We start from the raw sequence: 16124 nt of genomic DNA on the forward strand, positions 1-16124 counted from the left end.
GTTTGTTCGGCAATATTATACTTAAAGTGACTAATAATTTAACACAAACTAATTCAACCTATGATACACTTTACCAAGAGAACCCCCTATCCCCCTTGAGATACACCCCCCACGGCTTTATGCGGGCGAGAAAAGCCCGCTTTTTTTAACTTTCTATTTTCCAACACAGAAGTTAGCAAAGATATTATCCAACAAATCATCTGTGAAATTCGTTCCAAGTAGTTTATCAAGCTCAGAAAGTGCGTTTCGAATATCGATTGAGACTATATCTACTGGATACCCACCGCTGAGCGACTTCAAAGCTTTTTTCAAGTGCTGATAGACTATTTTCAAATGCTCAAGTTGTCTTCTTGTGGTCACATGAGACAATTGACCATCCTCTATCAAAGGCCTTACGCGTTCGATGATTTTATCTTCCAACGTTCTCAACCCTTCGCCTGTGGAAGCACTTATATAAACATCATCCCCATCTTTTGAAACTTTAGAGACTTTATCTCCGATATCGGTCTTGTTCCAAACTGCTATAAAGTTGCTATCCTGTATGATATTCAAAATATACTCGTCTTCTTTTGTAAATCCTGTAGTTGCATCAAGTAAAAACAGCACAACGTCGGCTTGGCTTGCCTCTCGTATCGCCCTTTCGATTCCTATCTTTTCAACCACATCTTCCGTTTCCCTTATCCCTGCTGTGTCGGATATAACAAAATGTATACCATGAATCTTAATCTCTCCCTTTATCACATCTCTTGTTGTGCCAGGTATATCCGTAACAATTGCCCTATCTTCCACAAGCAACCTGTTGAGTAGTGTGCTCTTACCAACGTTTGGTTTTCCAACGATAGCAAGTGTAACCCCTGTGGTGATATGAATTCCCTTATCTGCGTGCGCTAGTTTTTCTGACAAGAACCGGACTGCATTCTCAATATCGTGAGCTATCTCTTCTTTGGGGATTTCAATATCATCACCATAGTCTATGGTTACCTCTATCTTCGAAAGCACATCTATCAACATCTTCCTTATCGCCGTCACTTCTCCGGACAACTTACCTTTCAGGTTATCGATAGCCAACTTCAAACTCTCTTCACTCTTTGCTTCTATTATCTGCAAAATCGCTTCTGCCTTGATTAGGTCTATCTTTCCGTTCAGAAACGCTCTCCTTGTGAATTCTCCGTTTTTAGCAAGCCTTGCCCCTTTTTTCATGAACTCTTCCAAAATTTTTTGAGTTACAAGTATCCCTCCGTGGCAGTAGACTTCCACCATATCTTCCCCTGTGTAACTTCTAGGCGCCTTGAACCCGACGAAGAGCACCTCATCTATAATATTTCCATCGCTATCGTAGAAATTACCGTATCTAACTTTCCTTTCAGCCCCAATATCCTTTCGAACACATTCTTCCAAAATTCGCCAAGATTCAGGTCCAGAAGCCCTCACAATACCAATAGCTCCCACACCCGGTGGTGTTGCAATTGCAACAATCGTATCACGAATATCACCATCATTTTCTATCATCTTGAGCTCTTCTATTCTTTCCATCTCTACCATTTCACACTCTCCCGTTAAAGCACAATAGAAAAAACCTATTTTCAATTATACCATGAAACATATTCACAAAAAAGGTGGCTCTTTCGAGCCACCTTCTATCTCTCCAAAATACCTCTACTAACTTAACTTAAACCACTGTGAGATATTTTCCATCTTCTTTGCTATTTCTTTCAACTTTTCGGTACTTTCGCTTAATTGTTCAAACACCGCCGTAATTTGCTTGAACTCCTCATTGAATCTTTGCAGTTGTTCTGAAGAGGACATAACCGAATTTGATACGTCGTCCATTAGTGATTCTATTTGAGAGAACGTAGTGTTATTTTCTTGTATCTGAATACCTACCTGAGCGCTTAGCATACCAATGTTTTGAACTTTTTCAATAACCGTGTAGTAATTCGTTGAGAACTCTTCTTTCGCTTGCTGTAACTTTCTGAACTTCTCGCCGGAAGTTTCGTAGAGTTGGTCGAGTTCCTTTAGGTCATTTGTGTATGTGTCAACTTCTTTAACAAGGTTCTTGGAAAGATTGTTGATTTCCACGGATAGTTTCATAACCTCATCAGCGACAACAGCAAATCCTCTGCCTGCTTCTCCTGCCCTTGCCGCTTCAATTGCCGCGTTCAAAGCTAGCAAGTTTGTTTGCGATGCAACGTTCTGGATTTTCGCAATAGCTTCTTTGATAGAAGCAAACTTTTCTATCGTTCTTCTAACAGTTGTGCTAAACCTTTCGAAGACCTCTACATTCGCATTGACCGACTCGTTCATATCTTCTATCAAAGCCACATTTCTCAAAATCTCTGCCTGTGCACTTTCTATATCTTTTAACAACTCTGAAAGTTGCTGCGAAAGATTTTCGTTGCTTTCCATAGATGTTTCGACCGTTTGCTGGAGCATCATGATTTTTGATTTGACATCCTCAACCTCAGTTATGTACCTATCAACGAACTCACTGAACCTTGAAACGGAGTTCTGCATAGTATCCTTTATCATTGTTACTTGCTCGATTTCACTTGTCAACTCCTTGGAGCTTTCCTTCATATCCTCAGCGTAATCACGCAGGTTTTCCGAAAGTCGTTTCAATGAGTTTATAACTCTTTCAAACTCACCAAACGTATTTACATCGAAAGATACAAGCTCACCGTTTGAGAATCGCTCAATAATCTCTGAAGACCTGACAATCTCTTTGGAAATGCTGTTAATCATAGGTACTGAAACAACGAGTGCAATTGCAAGAATAACTATTCCAACCACTAGGTTAATTACAACTAACCTTGCGAGGTTCAAATCAACACTGACCTTCACTTCAGGCATTTCAATCTCCGGCATCTGGAACTTTTCCGGTTGTGGTATCTCAATTTGTGCGTTCACCGCTTCTTTTTTGATAGCAACCTCGAGCTTCCCCAGAGACTCGCCTGCTACGTTCAAATCGCTCTTAACTGCGAGGTATTCTTCGTCCCCTACCTTAAAGATATACTTCTCTTCCACAGGTTCAGTTACATCCAATCTCCTTTCACCAGTTTCGTCCACTTTTGTTGTCGCATAAGCTTTACCGTCGATGTATATTGTCAATTCGGAGTTGGTAAGCCTTTTGATATCGTCCAAAAAGTTCTCTGCAAGTCTACCGGCTGCTATAACAAAACCTGTAATTGTGTTTCCTAATTGTGGATGCATAACAGGGTTAATCGCAACGAAGTATATCCCATTATCACCTTTAAATGCAAAAGATTCAGAATAAGCCGAAGCAGAGCTAAGAATCTTTCTGGTTCGCTTAGTAATCTCATTTGCAAATTCAAGTTCTTTATACGTCGTTACCTCTACACCAGGTGCAAGTGAATATGCGTATTCAACAAGGAACTTCTCACCGAGGTTTACGAATGGCCTTATCTTCAACCTTGGCTCAGAAGCTTCTATCGTCCAGAGCGAAATGTAATCAAACAACGCACGTTCCACATAGTTGAGTAATAGGCTTCTTTTTTCGGCTAACCCTAAATTCTTTTCGGCTGCTGCATTCACCACATCTTTTGAAGCAGCAGCTACCTTTGAAAGATTTTCTATCGTACTTACTTTCTCCTTTATGAGGTTTTCAACTACGTTTTTTATAGAGTTTGCTTCTTTTTCGAGCGCACCAAGGTATACTTCCTCGAATGCCTTTTCGACACTTTCCTTCTGCTTTTCAACAGCAGAAACCAACTTTTCGTTGTACGCGCTGATATGTTCTTCAAGCTGTTTTGAAAATGTCTCGAAGAAATCTTTGAAAATGACCTTTGGGTCACCTAATTGCTGCTTCACCTCATTCTCAATTCGCGCACTTTCCCTTGCTAGATTTATAACAGTGAAGAGAACAGAGATTATTAGTGGAACCGATACCAGTAATATCGCTAACAAAAGAAGTCTAGTTCGAATAGACATACTTCTCACCAGCTTTATCGCTGCAGCTTAAAGGTTATATTCTTTCCAATACTTTTATCATTATCTTTGCAATCAGTTGTCCAGTTCTGTGTGCGACTTCGAGAACTTCTTCCGCTGTCAATGGTTTTAAATCATCAGGAACAGCTCTGTCAGTTATTGCAGAGATAGCGAGTACTTTTGTTCCTCTGTGAGCAGCTGCGATAACCTCTGGAACCGTTGACATACCAACTGCATCTGCACCCATCCATCTGAGCATTCTTAACTCAGCTGGGGTTTCAAAGTTTGGACCTGCAACAGCGACGTAAACACCTTCGTAAACTGGAATGTTGAGTTCTTCCGCAACCTTCTTTGCAATTGCCCTGAGTTCCTTATCGTATGCGTTGGACATGTCGGGGAACCTTGGACCCCATTCTTCCACGTTCGGTCCAATGAGTGGGTTATTGCCCATCATATTGATGTGGTCACTGATAATCATTGGTCTTCCAACTTCGAAGTCAGGATTCAATCCGCCAGCAGCGTTAGTTAAGAACAGATATTTAATCCCCAATTCTTGCATGACCCTAACACCAAACGTGACATCCCTCATATGGTAACCTTCGTAGTAGTGGAACCTTCCATTCATAAGGGCAACGTATTTCCCTGAAATCTTCCCAAAAATCAATTCACCTTTGTGACCTGGAGCTGTTGATACCGGGAATTCGGGAATTTCTTTGTAGGGAATCCTGATTGGATTTTCAACGATTTCGGCGATGCCATGTAATCCAGAACCGAGTACGATACAAACCTCTGGGGTTTCTGTAATCTTTGATTTGATAAAATCAGCAGCCTTTTTCACTCTTTCAACGCATGTCTTGATATCTTCTACCATCCCAGTACACCTCCACATACCGAAGTTTTGAAGATCTCAAAATAGCATTCGAAACCGATTATATTATATACCGCACATACTTTCTAAGCAAAACACTTATGAAAATCGTTCCAACAAGCAAGAGCGTAGAAATCGCATTAATCACCGGAGAAATGCCGAATCTCACCATAGAGAATATTTGCAATGGCAATGTTGTAGAACTTGGTCCTGCTACGAAGAATGTGATGATAAAATCGTCAATTGAAAGCGTAAACGCCATGAAGAACGCAGCAACAATCCCAGGAAGCGCTACTGGTATAATCACTTTCCAGAGTGCAATAGACCTCGTAGCACCCAAGTCGTATGCCGCTTCAATTATAGACCTATCAAAGTCTTGGAGCCTTGTGAGGATAATCATCATCGTGTAAGGAATAGAGAACGTCACGTGTGCTATGAATATCGTGAACAAACTAAGCCTAAGGTGTATCGTTGTGAAAAAGATTAGTAACGATACACCGATAATAATGTCTGGAATGATAAATGGAATATACGTCGTTGTCCACATAAGCTTTTTGAATTTTTTAGCCCCCATATACATAGCAACCGCACCGAAAGTTCCTAAGATAACACCCACAAAGCTTGAACTGATACCAACGATAATGGAGTTCATAAACGTTCTCCAAATGTGTCCAGATGATGTGAAGAGCTTTTCATACCACTTCAAACTGAAACCTGTCCATTCAGGTGATTTTGAAGAATTGAACGAAAATAACACAACGACAAATATAGGAATGTAGAAAAAGAGTAATACAACCATAGTTAAAATAAAAGCAAACTTACCGGGCTTCACGTTTCTCACCACCGAAGATAAATATAATAACCGCAACTATTGTAATCGCAAGAAGCAATGAAGATATCGCAGCTGCAGCGGGCCAGTTCCTTGCTGTGGTTAGAAGTCTTGCGATTTCGTTACCTATCAACCTTGAGTTCTTTCCACCCACCAATTCCGGCACCGCGTAAGTTCCTATTGCAGGTATAAAAACAAACACAAAAGCCGAGATTATCCCTTGCCTTATATTCGGTAAGAGTACCTTGAAAAATACCTGCCTTTTTGTGCAACCCAAATCCATCGCCGCTTCAAAGATGTTCTTCTCAAGCCTCTCTATCGATGAATAAAGTGGCAAGATAGCGAACGGTAGATACGTATAAACAAGCACAAGCACAACAGCAAAGTTGTTATAAATGAATTGAACATAAGACTTCGTGAACCCCATTTTTATCAAAAACTGGTTAACAAGTCCGTTATTTCCAAGGATAAATATCCATGCGTAAATCCTTATCAATGAGTTCGTCCAAAATGGCACTATTACCAAAAGCAGAAGAATATTTTTCCACTTACTGAAAGCAATGTAATAAGCCACAGGAATGGCGATAATTATTGAAACAACAGAAGAAACAAGAGAAATGAAAATAGTCCTAAGAAATACCACAACGTAGTTCGGGTTGAGGATATCTTTGTAACCCTGCAGGGAGAATTTGAAAATCACCCCACCTTGGTAATCCCTTTCGAAGAAACTGTATGCAAGAATCACAATCACTGGGATTAAGAAAAACACAACAAGCCAAAGTAAATAAACAAGCCCGTAGTTTTCGTATCCTTTGCTTACTGGTTTTATATGGTCTTTTTTACTCACCCTTTGTCAACCTCCACGATGAAGCTGTCATCAGGGTTCCAGTAGAGGAATACTTCATCTTTCCATTGGATAATTTTCTCATCTAGCAGGTAACTCGCATGTTGTTTGTAGACCCTGAGGATGTATCCGCCATCCGTTCTCACGAAATACTTTGTCTGATAACCCATGTATATCGTTTCATCCACAACACCATGCAAAATATTTGTGAAAGAATCCTCAGGCAGTTGAGGCTTTGAGTGTGTTATCCTAATCTTCTCTGGTCTCAGTGTCACCAAAACATCGTCGTTGACTTCAACGGGCTTGTCACGGTAACAAACTATTTCACCCAACGTTGGAAATTCTACAAGTACATAAGCCTCTGAAATTAGCTTTTTCACCGTTCCCTTCATCAGGTTGCTCTCGCCAATAAACGTTGCAACAAAAGTATTAGCTGGACTTTCGTATATTTCGTATGGAGTGCCATACTGAACAACCTCTCCGTTGTTCATAACCGCCACGTGGTCCGAAACACTTATAGCTTCTGCCTGGTCGTGCGTGACATATATGAACGTAATACCCACTTTGTCATGCAAGTTATCCAGTTCTATCAACAGCTCTTGCCTTAACTTTGCATCAAGTGCGCTCACCGGCTCATCAAGCAAAAGCACCTTCGGTTCGTTCGCAAGAGCCCTTGCAAGTGATACCCTCTGCTTTTGCCCACCGGATAATTGCGCAGGTTTTTTCTTTGCATGTTCTTCAAGTCGAGTGAGTGAAAGTAACCATTGAACCTTTTCTCTTATTTCACCTTCAGAAAGCTTCTTGAGTCTCAAAGGAAAGGCGATATTTTCGTAAACATTTAAGTGAGGAAAAAGCGCGTAGTTTTGGAAAATCGTGTTAACAGGCCTTTTGTTGGGAGGAAGGTGGAGGATACTCTTACCATCAAGAAGTACGTCACCATCATCAACATCTTCAAGCCCTGCAATGATGCGCAGAAGTGTGGTCTTCCCACAACCAGAAGGTCCCAGAAGCGAGAAGAACTCGTTCTCTTTGATTTCAAGGTTTATATTTTTCAGCACGTGGAAATCGCCAAAGTATTTATCCACATTAACAATACTCACGCTGCTGCCGGGCAACTTCTCATCACTCCCATAACCGGACTTTTAATTACAAACCAAACAAATAAAGGAGTAGTAAGAAAAATACTATTATCATCACAAACGAAAAAATGATAAACCCATACGACCATGTAAATGCTGCGAATATGTGGAAAATCAAACTGAGAGCAAAGAATATATTTGCGTATCTTAACTTCAAAGGCAAAACCTTTACCGCAATGTATGCAAGAAATAAAAACCCAAGGATAATTAAAACAAGCTTCATTGATTATCCCCCTTTTTTTAAAATTGAGAAAGGAGCGGAAAATCCTCACTTGTGACATTCAAAAACTTTACCCTAAAGTTCCCATCCTTAGCAACCAAACAGCTCAAAGATGCATTATCTAAACTGAAATTCAGATGTGCCGGAGGTATCAAACCTAACACTTTGGCAATCAACATCCTGAGCGCTATCGCATGCGAAACAATTATAACATCTTTGTTCGGATAGTGAACAACTATTTCCTTTAAAAATTCATACATTCTTTCCTGAACGCTTCCTAACGATTCTGCACCTTCAACGTTTGAAAACAGATTCGTTCTCCATTCGTTGAACGCTTCATGGTGGTCTGAAAGCACTTGCTCAAAGTTTTTCCCATTCCAGAGCCTGATTTCACATTCACGCAACCTAAAATCCGTCAGTATATCCCCTTCATACCCTATTTCCTGCGCTATTATCCTCGCTGTCTCAAACGCGCGCTTCATAGGGCTTGAGAAAATCATTGATATTTCTTTCCCTTTTAAAAACTGAGCGATTGCTTTTGCTTGCATACGCCCTTTTTGAGAAAGTTCCGTATCTACAACTCCTTGCCACAATTGTTTCTCATTCCACTCCGTGCTTCCATGTCGAACTAGGTAGATACAACTCATTTTCGTCCCATGCTCCTTTCAAAAAACAATCTAAACCGATTCATGTTTGTGCTGGGATACGCTTTTAAAATACTCAACGAACGCATCTTTCAAATCATTAACATCTGTAATCTTCATAACTTTATTTCTAAACTCCCTTGCATGCGGCATATCTTTGGTATGACCTGCTACAAACTTTCTAAACTCTACAACTCCATGCTTACCGTACTCCTGGGTGAGCAAATCTATGTGCTTTAAGATAACTCTGAGCTTGTCGTCCAAAGATGGTCCATCTTCATTTTCCGAAAATATCCAAGGATTGCCAATCGCACCCCTTGCAACAATTACGCCATCCGCACCCGACAATTCCATCGCTCGTTTCATATCATCTTTCGAATATATATCCCCGCTTATGTAAAGCGGAACAACCCCCGGATTGTAGATATCCCACTTTGCTTTTCCTGAGTACATCTGCTTTGCCGTTCTACCATGCACGAAAATAACATCAACACCTTCACTCACAAGTGCATCGTATATTCTTTCAAACTCATCCTTTTCCCAACCTATCCTGGTTTTTACACTGAGCCTTTTGACAACTCTTCTCATCTCACGGACAATCTTTTTCAACAAGTCGATATCCTTGAGCAACGCGCTACCAGCACCTCTTTTCACAACCTTTGCAACAGGACACCCCGCATTTAAATCAACCCAAAGTCCTCTTTCTTCAACCAAAGCTGCCGCCTGCGCCAGTTCGAATGGGTCTGAACCAAAAAGCTGTACACCAACTAAATGTTTCTCATCTACCCTCGGAAAATACTTTTCATTTATTGTGATATTCAAAAGCACACTCTTTGCACTTATCATTTCAGTAAATGCAAATTTCGCGCCAAGTTCAAAACATATCTTCCTAAACGGATAATCCGTAACCCCAGCCATAGGGGCCAGCCCAACGGTTCCTGGGACAAAATTATTTTTAGCACCCATCTACCATCGTTCTCCTTCTTCGACATACTTGTAAATTTCCATAACTTCATCCTCTATCTCTTTTGGTACCAACCCTGCTATCGTCTTTCCTTCCCTGACAAACCTTCTAATCTCCGAAGAGGAAACCTCCACAATTGGAAAGTTCAACTCCAAGACCCTATCATACAACTTGCCAAGCACCTCACGTCCCCTTTTGTAAAGGCTTCCATCACGCGTTCTTGGATAAACCGCAAGTGTTGATTTACTGAGCAACTCATCGTATTTATACCATCTTTCAATATTCCCAAGCGCATCTTCACCAACAAGAAGAATCACTTTCTTGTAATATTTCAAAAAATACTCAACATTGTGGATTGCATAGTTAACGCCTTCTATATGTCTTTCCATATCTGTGATAAATATACCTTTCTCAACGTTTGAGAAAACTTTGTACGTTTTCACTGCCCAATCAAAACGCTTTTCAAAGGGGACCGCCAGTTTTTTGTGCGGTGGCAGGTTTGTTGGGACAATGTAAAAATCCGCATCGAAGAAATTCAGTGCGTAGTTGAAAATCACAATGTGCCCAACGTGTGGTGGATTGAAAGAACTACCAAAGACAACTGCTGTATCATTCTTTGTAAGTGAACTCAACTCCTTCAATCCATACAGTATCTCCATCTTTCGCACCAGCCTTCCTCAATTTTTCATCAAGGCCGTTCTTTTCAAGGATTTCGAGAATATCTTCAAGCATGTATTTTGCTTCTTTTTTGTATTTCTCCAAATACGTTGAGATGTACTCACTATGCACCTCAAATTCACCTTTATCGTTCTTGGTTATAGTTATATCCACCTTCTCAGGCAACAGTATCTTCACAGGCTCTGGTTTCACGAATTCGATTTTGTCAATATCAATCTTCTCTGCAAGCAACTTTCTACTTTCTTTTATCCGCTCCCAGATAGCGTATTTCAATGCATCGAGGTTGTAACCCGTCACCGCAGATATGGGCAAGACATCTTTACCCGTTTCTCTCTTGAACCTCTCGATGTTAGCTTGCAATTCTTCTTGCGTAAGTAAATCCACCTTGTTCCCGACAACAATTTCTTCTTTGCTTGCAAGCTCTGGGCTGAAGAATTCCAGTTCTGCGCGTATGTCGTAATAATCTTGGACAGGGTCTCTCCCCTCACTACCAGCGATGTCCACAACATGCACAATCAAATTACACCTTTCCACATGCCTTAGAAAAACGTTTCCAAGCCCTTTACCTTGACTTGCCCCTTTAATCAGCCCGGGAATGTCGGCTATCACAAACGAATTTTCCGGCTTCTCAACAGCAACAACTCCGAGGTTCGGAACAAGCGTTGTGAAGTGATAATTTGCTATCTTTGGTTTGGAGTTACTGATACGCGAAATTATCGAACTCTTACCAACATTTGGATACCCAACTAATCCCGCATCCGCAAGTAATTTTAATTCCAACAATATATGCCTCTCCTCACCTGGTGCGCCTTTTTCAGCAAACTTTGGTGCTTGGTTTGTAGAGGATTTAAAATGAGTATTACCTCTTCCTCCTTTTCCACCGCGTGCGACACAGCAATATTTGCCAGGCTCATCAAGGTCTGCGATAATCTCGCCTGTGTCATAATCACGCACGATGGTGCCAACAGGAACCCTCAAAATTAAATCTTTTCCGTTCCTACCGTGCATCTTCTTTCTGCGACCGTTTTCTCCGTTTTCTGCAGCGTATCTCCTTTTTTCGGTTAACGGATAGAGTGTGGAGATAGTTGGGTCTGCAACCAAGAATACATACCCGCCATCTCCACCATCTCCGCCGTCCGGGCCACCGAACGGGACATATTTTTCTCGTCTAAACGTAGCAGCACCATTACCGCCATTACCGGCTTTTACATAAAAATCGACAACATCAACAAAACCAACCTTTTCCATACTTTTAACACCTCTTCCTTCTGCTCAAGTAAACTTTTCGCTTCTTCGAGAATATTATACACTCAAAATACAAAAAAATAAGGACTCCCCATTGGAGTCCACCCTTGAGTTTCTCTTTTTTCATTTTTGGAGCCAGCGGAGGGACTCGAACCCTCAACCTGCGCATTACGAATGCGTCGCTCTACCGGTTGAGCTACGCTGGCTCGCATAGCTCGTTGATAATTAAAAAATCTGGTGGCGGCGGAGGGACTCGAACCCTCGACACGATGATTATGAATCATCTGCTCTAGCCACTGAGCTACGCCGCCACACCTATTCTCAAACAGCGGTATGATTTTACCATACACTTTTTTACGTGTCAAGAATCTTTCACACCATCAAGTTTAACACTCCAATTAAATAAGTGTTGCCCATTTTTCCTCAACCAGCTTCTGTGCAACTTGTAATCTGGGCAAAACGTTGCAACATACCCCCAAAAATACCTGCTGTGGTTTGGATGGACAATATGCGCAAGTTCATGGATTAACACATAATCTATCACTTCAGGAGGTGCCATTATCAACCTCCAATTGAACGAAATTGTTCCTTTTGAAGAACAACTCCCCCAGCGTGATTTCACATCCTTAACTTGCACCTTCTTGTATCTCACACCAAGTTTTTGTGCAAGTTCCATAAGCCTTTTTGGTAAGTACTCTTCAGCCCTTTTAATCAACCACCGCCGAGCAAGTATATTCACATTATCAGCATACCTTGGGTTCAAAATAAAGTGGTCCGTGTCAAAGCTGAAAGGCACAAGAACAGAACTATCAAGCACGATTTTTCTTGGCACGCCTAAATAAAGTAAAGTATCATTGCCATTAGACACAAACTGCTCACTGAATCTTTTGAACGAGGATTTAATCTTTCCCAGATTATCTCTCACAAACTGGAGTGCATCTTTTTCACTAACTCTCCAAGGAAATGTCAAAACCGCACGCCCATCTCTATCAATCCGTAAAGAGACCTTCTTCAAATACCGCTTGCTTTTTTCGATTTTGAACTCAAATCCGTCGATTGTATAAACCACGACCCTAGAATCTTGCTTTTTCAACTTCTTTCCTCCCGAAAATCCAATACGGTCAATTCCGTTCAATTCTGGCTAAAACTCAGCGTCCATACAAAAAAGTCCTTTCCGTTAAAAGTAAAAAGGTATATATACGAGTACCCGTAACTTACACTTGTTAGATTCAATTTAAACATAGCTTCCTGCATAACCCTCGACAAATACTTTGTTACAAAACTTGCAGATGACACAAACCTCACTTCAGTTATATTGGTCCTATTCTTCAAAACATTCGTCAGATATATCACAAAATCATCGTACTTTTCTATCAAGGTTCCATACAGCGAATTAAACAAATTGAGCGACCGGGTGTTTCCAGAGACTATCTCTTCATAGAGCTTCTCTGCATAGCTCTTTGTTGAAACAGCAACCGGGATTTTTGTTGTAGGATAGTGAGAATAGCGTGCTTGGTTCTTACCAAAAAGAAAGTACGCATTGATTCCCGTGCTATCGTTCCATGTAGTATCTATGTAATACCAACCATCTTCAACTTTTACTACATTCCAAGCGTGTGGTTGTAATTCATTAGCCGATGCTCCCGCAGGTTTCGCTTGCCCACTGACAAGGTAAACATTGAGCCCTGCTGCTTTCGCAAGTTTGTAGAACAAAAGTGCATATCCTTGACAAACCCCGGTTCTATCTTTCAAAGTCGCATAAACACTTTTGTGTAAGTAGGCCTCATCGTACGTGATATATGCCTTTATCCATTCGTTAATTGCCAAAACCTTCTCTAAATCACTTTTTGCATTACCAACGATTACAGATAGATTTTTAGATATGAATTCATCGACCACTCTTCGTTCCACTTCAGTTTCTGTGTAGACATACGTAATAGTTGCTTCAACATTGCTTCCTCGCTCAAGTGATTCCGCCTCCCAACGCTCAATAAACAACTTTTCCGGAAGGCTTTCTATTATCGCACCTATCACCTTAAGCATTGTAGCATTGTTAGTCCCTTTCGCTCTAAGCACCGTTGTCTGCTCATAATTCAATATATCTGTAGCTATAGCCTTCTCGATATCATCAACTGAGTAAACTTGATAGACTTTCGCAAAAATCACAGCATATACCAGTGCCCAGACGATAAGAACAAACATTCGAAACGTTCGTTCCATCTACGCGTTCTCCTTCCCAAAACAAGCTATTCGCTCGACACCGTCGACAAGCTCGACAAATGTTGGACAGGCTCGACAAGTTCTAAAAATCTACGAATTTAAACTTTCCAGAGATTTTGTAATTACCATCCCTTACTATCAAAAATCTTTTTTCAACTAACTGTTCAAAAACCGAATATGCTGTTGTTCTTTTGAAACCATTCGTTTGAAGAATTTCCAAAATTCCTTCCTTTGGACCAAAATAATCCCTCAACAATTTAACTGCCTTCTTCTGATTTTCGGTTAAGCTAACACCCGTTGAGATATACTCTTTAACAACCTTATTGATTGTGTTTAACAAATGTCCCTTTCTGAGCTTATCCTCATGTACGTTGTCGTACACACTTTTGGACAATATCCACAGCGCATCTCTTGGATTTCCATCTGAAAAGTCAGCAGCGACCTCAAGTACATCATGCTCAACGAAGTCCAAGTATCTATCTAACCTTTTAACCAACATCTCTTTTATATCCAAAGACCTCAGAGGTTCTAAGAACACAATATCTTTAAACACATTTTCCAGATTCCCTGCTTCGTTCCAACGCATCCTATCTGACACGTATTCTCTGTAAATAGCAAATGGTAATGAGAACACAACAACTAAGTTCTCGATAAGAAACTGCGTTTTCAATGCATCAATAACTCTCAACACATCTTCTTTCTTTTCCTTGTCCAGTTCGTCAACTATCAGCAAGAATTTTCCCTTTGCATTCACCGTTTTTTCAATTAACAACCCGAGCCGTTCGCGAGCGGCAAAGAAATTAAATCGCGGGGCTCTGGACTTTTCAAATTTAGCTTCCGTGTTGCCAAGCATCGAAAAGCCCAGTGAAAATCCCTTAAGAGTCGCTACCTCTTCAGTAATCCAGTCCTTGCACTCTCTTGCAACCTCACCAATATCATTGTCGTGTTCCAACTTTGAGGCTAATGAATAAAGCAAATCGTAGAGAATACTTTCCATTGTCTCTCGGAGAGAAATATTGACAGTTTGAACATACACGCCCGATGGTTTCACAAAATTGAGAACCGTTGTTTTTCCAATACCAGTTTCACCAGCCACACCAAGTATGCCAAAAGGCAAGTGAGCTGTAATATTATTAAGATAACTTATCTCCTCTTGCCTATTAACTAACCAATCTGAATCTGATTCTCTCAAAGGCTTATCCGTTAAAAGAGGAATAAGAACAGAAATACTCTTGCTACCCATAATGCCACCCCTGTCCATACTTCTCCATCGAAAACCCTTTCAAACCAATTATACCACGCAAGCCAACATTTTTTCGCTCGACATTGTCGACAAGCTCGACAAATGTTGGACAGGCTCGACACATAATGAATAAATAATTTTTGCACATTCCACCCTTTATTCAGCAAATCTGAATTCTGGGCTGATTTGCCTTGCAAATTCGAGCACTTCTTTGTATTCTTCCATCGTTATTCTTCTTGCAATCTCCGGAAATTGATGCGCTTTAAAGGTAGGATAGTACTGTGCCATTACATTCACGTATGCCCTTGGAGATACCTCTTTTGCGATAAATTCAAGCACCTTTTTACTATCAGCCACATTATTCGGCATCACCAAATGCCTGATTATCAGCCCTCTGAGTGCTATCCCATTCTCATCCACAACCAAATCCCCAACTTGGCGTTGCATCTCGACAATGGATTCTTTTGCATATTTTGTATAGTTCAAAACATTAGAGTATCGCAATGCTTTTTCATCATCTCCGTATTTAAAATCGGGCATGTATATATCGATAATCCCATCAAGTAGAGCTATTATCTCTTTGCGTTCATACCCGCCGCAATTGTAGACTAATGGAATTTTTAACCCACTCTTTGCCGCAATCGCAAGCGCAGAGACAATCTGGGGGATATAATGTGTAGGTGTGACTAAATTGATGTTGTGGCAGCCCATCTTTTGGAGAGTGAGCATAATCCCGGCAAGCTCTTCAATGCTGACCTTTCTTCCCTCACCAAGTTGACTGATGTGATAATTCTGGCAAAAAACACACCTCATATTGCAGTGGGTAAAAAATATCGTTCCGGAACCACCAAAACCTACCAAAACAGACTCTTCCCCAAAGTGCGGCCCATAGCTTGCTATCTCCACATCTGCTGTGGCACCACAAAAACCAACCTTGCCCTCGAACCTATTAACCCCACACTGGTGAGGGCAAAGGTCACATTTCTCAAGATGTTCCATCAGGTCTTTGGCTATGGTTGATAATGAACCATCGAAGAGTTCTTCCTGGTAAAATGGCACGAAATCTCAACACCCCTTTGTGATTATTATATCAACAAACCCCACCAAATCAAAACGCTTCTCAATTTTCTGCAGATAATGTTATATTTATCCGCAAAAAAGATTAATAGTCGGAATTCTTACTATTTCTTGCCAAAAGAAGTTTTTTCTCGCTTTCTATACATTTGGTAAGAACCCATGTCTGTGGTATGATTCTTCTGAAAACGTTTTCGAAAACGTTTTCAGA

15 protein-coding genes and 2 tRNA genes are annotated in these 16124 nt (G+C 40.8%); all 17 read right to left on the reverse strand.

What is annotated here, in order from left to right; translation table 11 throughout:
* Nucleotides 1-153 precede the first annotated feature (153 nt).
* The 17 genes from mnmE to AC3M61_RS01145 all read right to left on the reverse strand — a co-directional run bounded on the left by mnmE (nt 154) and on the right by AC3M61_RS01145 (nt 15898).
* Nucleotides 154-1533: a tRNA uridine-5-carboxymethylaminomethyl(34) synthesis GTPase MnmE gene (mnmE, locus tag AC3M61_RS01065; protein ID WP_500779153.1), complete on the reverse strand. Its 1380-nt coding sequence runs from the start codon at nt 1531-1533 to the stop codon at nt 154-156.
* A 126-nt stretch (nt 1534-1659) separates the two neighbouring features.
* Entirely contained in the window at nt 1660-3948 is a 2289-nt protein-coding gene (locus tag AC3M61_RS01070; protein ID WP_500779088.1) for a methyl-accepting chemotaxis protein, read from the reverse strand.
* 34 nt (nt 3949-3982) lie between these two features.
* Nucleotides 3983-4816, reverse strand: coding sequence for a purine-nucleoside phosphorylase (locus tag AC3M61_RS01075; RefSeq protein ID WP_500779089.1), 834 nt, complete (start codon nt 4814-4816; stop codon nt 3983-3985).
* Nucleotides 4817-4874: 58 nt separating this feature from the next.
* Nucleotides 4875-5645 carry an ABC transporter permease gene (locus tag AC3M61_RS01080; protein WP_500779090.1) on the reverse strand — a complete coding sequence of 257 codons (771 nt, stop codon included), beginning with the start codon at nt 5643-5645 and terminating at the stop codon, nt 4875-4877.
* Entirely contained in the window at nt 5632-6489 is an 858-nt protein-coding gene (locus tag AC3M61_RS01085) for an ABC transporter permease (RefSeq protein ID WP_500779091.1), read from the reverse strand. The genes AC3M61_RS01080 and AC3M61_RS01085 overlap by 14 nt, the downstream gene beginning before the upstream one ends.
* Complete coding sequence (locus tag AC3M61_RS01090; RefSeq protein ID WP_500779092.1) at nt 6486-7601, reverse strand: ABC transporter ATP-binding protein; 1116 nt, start codon at nt 7599-7601, stop codon at nt 6486-6488. Before AC3M61_RS01090 ends, AC3M61_RS01085 begins: the two co-directional genes overlap by 4 nt.
* A gap of 31 nt (nt 7602-7632) precedes the next feature.
* The gene (locus tag AC3M61_RS01095) at nt 7633-7848 is read right to left on the reverse strand and encodes a hypothetical protein (protein ID WP_500779093.1); all 216 of its coding nucleotides are present in this window, start codon (nt 7846-7848) and stop codon (nt 7633-7635) included.
* 17 nt (nt 7849-7865) lie between these two features.
* The gene (locus AC3M61_RS01100) at nt 7866-8492 is read right to left on the reverse strand and encodes a histidine phosphatase family protein (protein WP_500779094.1); all 627 of its coding nucleotides are present in this window, start codon (nt 8490-8492) and stop codon (nt 7866-7868) included.
* A 30-nt stretch (nt 8493-8522) separates the two neighbouring features.
* The gene (locus tag AC3M61_RS01105; protein ID WP_500779095.1) at nt 8523-9455 is read right to left on the reverse strand and encodes a tRNA dihydrouridine synthase; all 933 of its coding nucleotides are present in this window, start codon (nt 9453-9455) and stop codon (nt 8523-8525) included.
* Nucleotides 9456-10112 carry a nicotinate (nicotinamide) nucleotide adenylyltransferase gene (gene nadD, locus AC3M61_RS01110; RefSeq protein WP_500779154.1) on the reverse strand — a complete coding sequence of 219 codons (657 nt, stop codon included), beginning with the start codon at nt 10110-10112 and terminating at the stop codon, nt 9456-9458.
* Complete coding sequence (obgE, locus tag AC3M61_RS01115; protein ID WP_500779096.1) at nt 10063-11379, reverse strand: GTPase ObgE; 1317 nt, start codon at nt 11377-11379, stop codon at nt 10063-10065. The genes nadD and obgE overlap by 50 nt, the downstream gene beginning before the upstream one ends.
* Nucleotides 11380-11506: 127 nt before the next feature.
* A tRNA-Thr gene (locus AC3M61_RS01120) sits at nt 11507-11582 on the reverse strand.
* A gap of 29 nt (nt 11583-11611) precedes the next feature.
* Nucleotides 11612-11687 (reverse strand) — tRNA-Met (locus AC3M61_RS01125).
* A gap of 50 nt (nt 11688-11737) precedes the next feature.
* A complete protein-coding gene (locus AC3M61_RS01130; RefSeq protein WP_500779097.1) occupies nt 11738-12469 on the reverse strand; it encodes a M48 family metallopeptidase in 732 nt (243 codons plus the stop codon).
* Nucleotides 12470-12507: 38 nt separating this feature from the next.
* Nucleotides 12508-13596, reverse strand: a complete 1089-nt coding sequence (locus AC3M61_RS01135) for a transglutaminase domain-containing protein (protein ID WP_500779098.1) — start codon at nt 13594-13596, stop codon at nt 12508-12510.
* 82 nt (nt 13597-13678) lie between these two features.
* The gene (locus tag AC3M61_RS01140) at nt 13679-14839 is read right to left on the reverse strand and encodes a P-loop NTPase fold protein (RefSeq protein WP_500779099.1); all 1161 of its coding nucleotides are present in this window, start codon (nt 14837-14839) and stop codon (nt 13679-13681) included.
* A 156-nt stretch (nt 14840-14995) separates the two neighbouring features.
* Nucleotides 14996-15898 (reverse strand): radical SAM protein, encoded by a 903-nt coding sequence (locus tag AC3M61_RS01145; protein ID WP_500779100.1) that lies wholly within the window; start codon nt 15896-15898, stop codon nt 14996-14998.
* Between the last annotated feature and the right edge of the window lie 226 nt (nt 15899-16124).

This window comes from Fervidobacterium sp. (assembly GCF_059913585.1).

Excerpts from the sequence above, each read along its gene's own strand:
- AC3M61_RS01100 (WP_500779094.1), bottom strand. The coding sequence starts at position 8,492 with ATGAGTTGTATCTACCTAGTTCGACATGGAAGCACGGAGTGGAATGAG.
- AC3M61_RS01070 (WP_500779088.1), bottom strand. The coding sequence starts at position 3,948 with ATGTCTATTCGAACTAGACTTCTTTTGTTAGCGATATTACTGGTATCG.
- AC3M61_RS01135 (WP_500779098.1), bottom strand. The coding sequence starts at position 13,596 with ATGGAACGAACGTTTCGAATGTTTGTTCTTATCGTCTGGGCACTGGTA.
- mnmE (WP_500779153.1), bottom strand. The coding sequence starts at position 1,533 with ATGGAAAGAATAGAAGAGCTCAAGATGATAGAAAATGATGGTGATATT.
- AC3M61_RS01075 (WP_500779089.1), bottom strand. The coding sequence starts at position 4,816 with ATGGTAGAAGATATCAAGACATGCGTTGAAAGAGTGAAAAAGGCTGCT.
- AC3M61_RS01105 (WP_500779095.1), bottom strand. The coding sequence starts at position 9,455 with ATGGGTGCTAAAAATAATTTTGTCCCAGGAACCGTTGGGCTGGCCCCT.
- AC3M61_RS01140 (WP_500779099.1), bottom strand. The coding sequence starts at position 14,839 with ATGGGTAGCAAGAGTATTTCTGTTCTTATTCCTCTTTTAACGGATAAG.
- obgE (WP_500779096.1), bottom strand. The coding sequence starts at position 11,379 with ATGGAAAAGGTTGGTTTTGTTGATGTTGTCGATTTTTATGTAAAAGCC.
- AC3M61_RS01095 (WP_500779093.1), bottom strand. The coding sequence starts at position 7,848 with ATGAAGCTTGTTTTAATTATCCTTGGGTTTTTATTTCTTGCATACATT.
- nadD (WP_500779154.1), bottom strand. The coding sequence starts at position 10,112 with ATGGAGATACTGTATGGATTGAAGGAGTTGAGTTCACTTACAAAGAAT.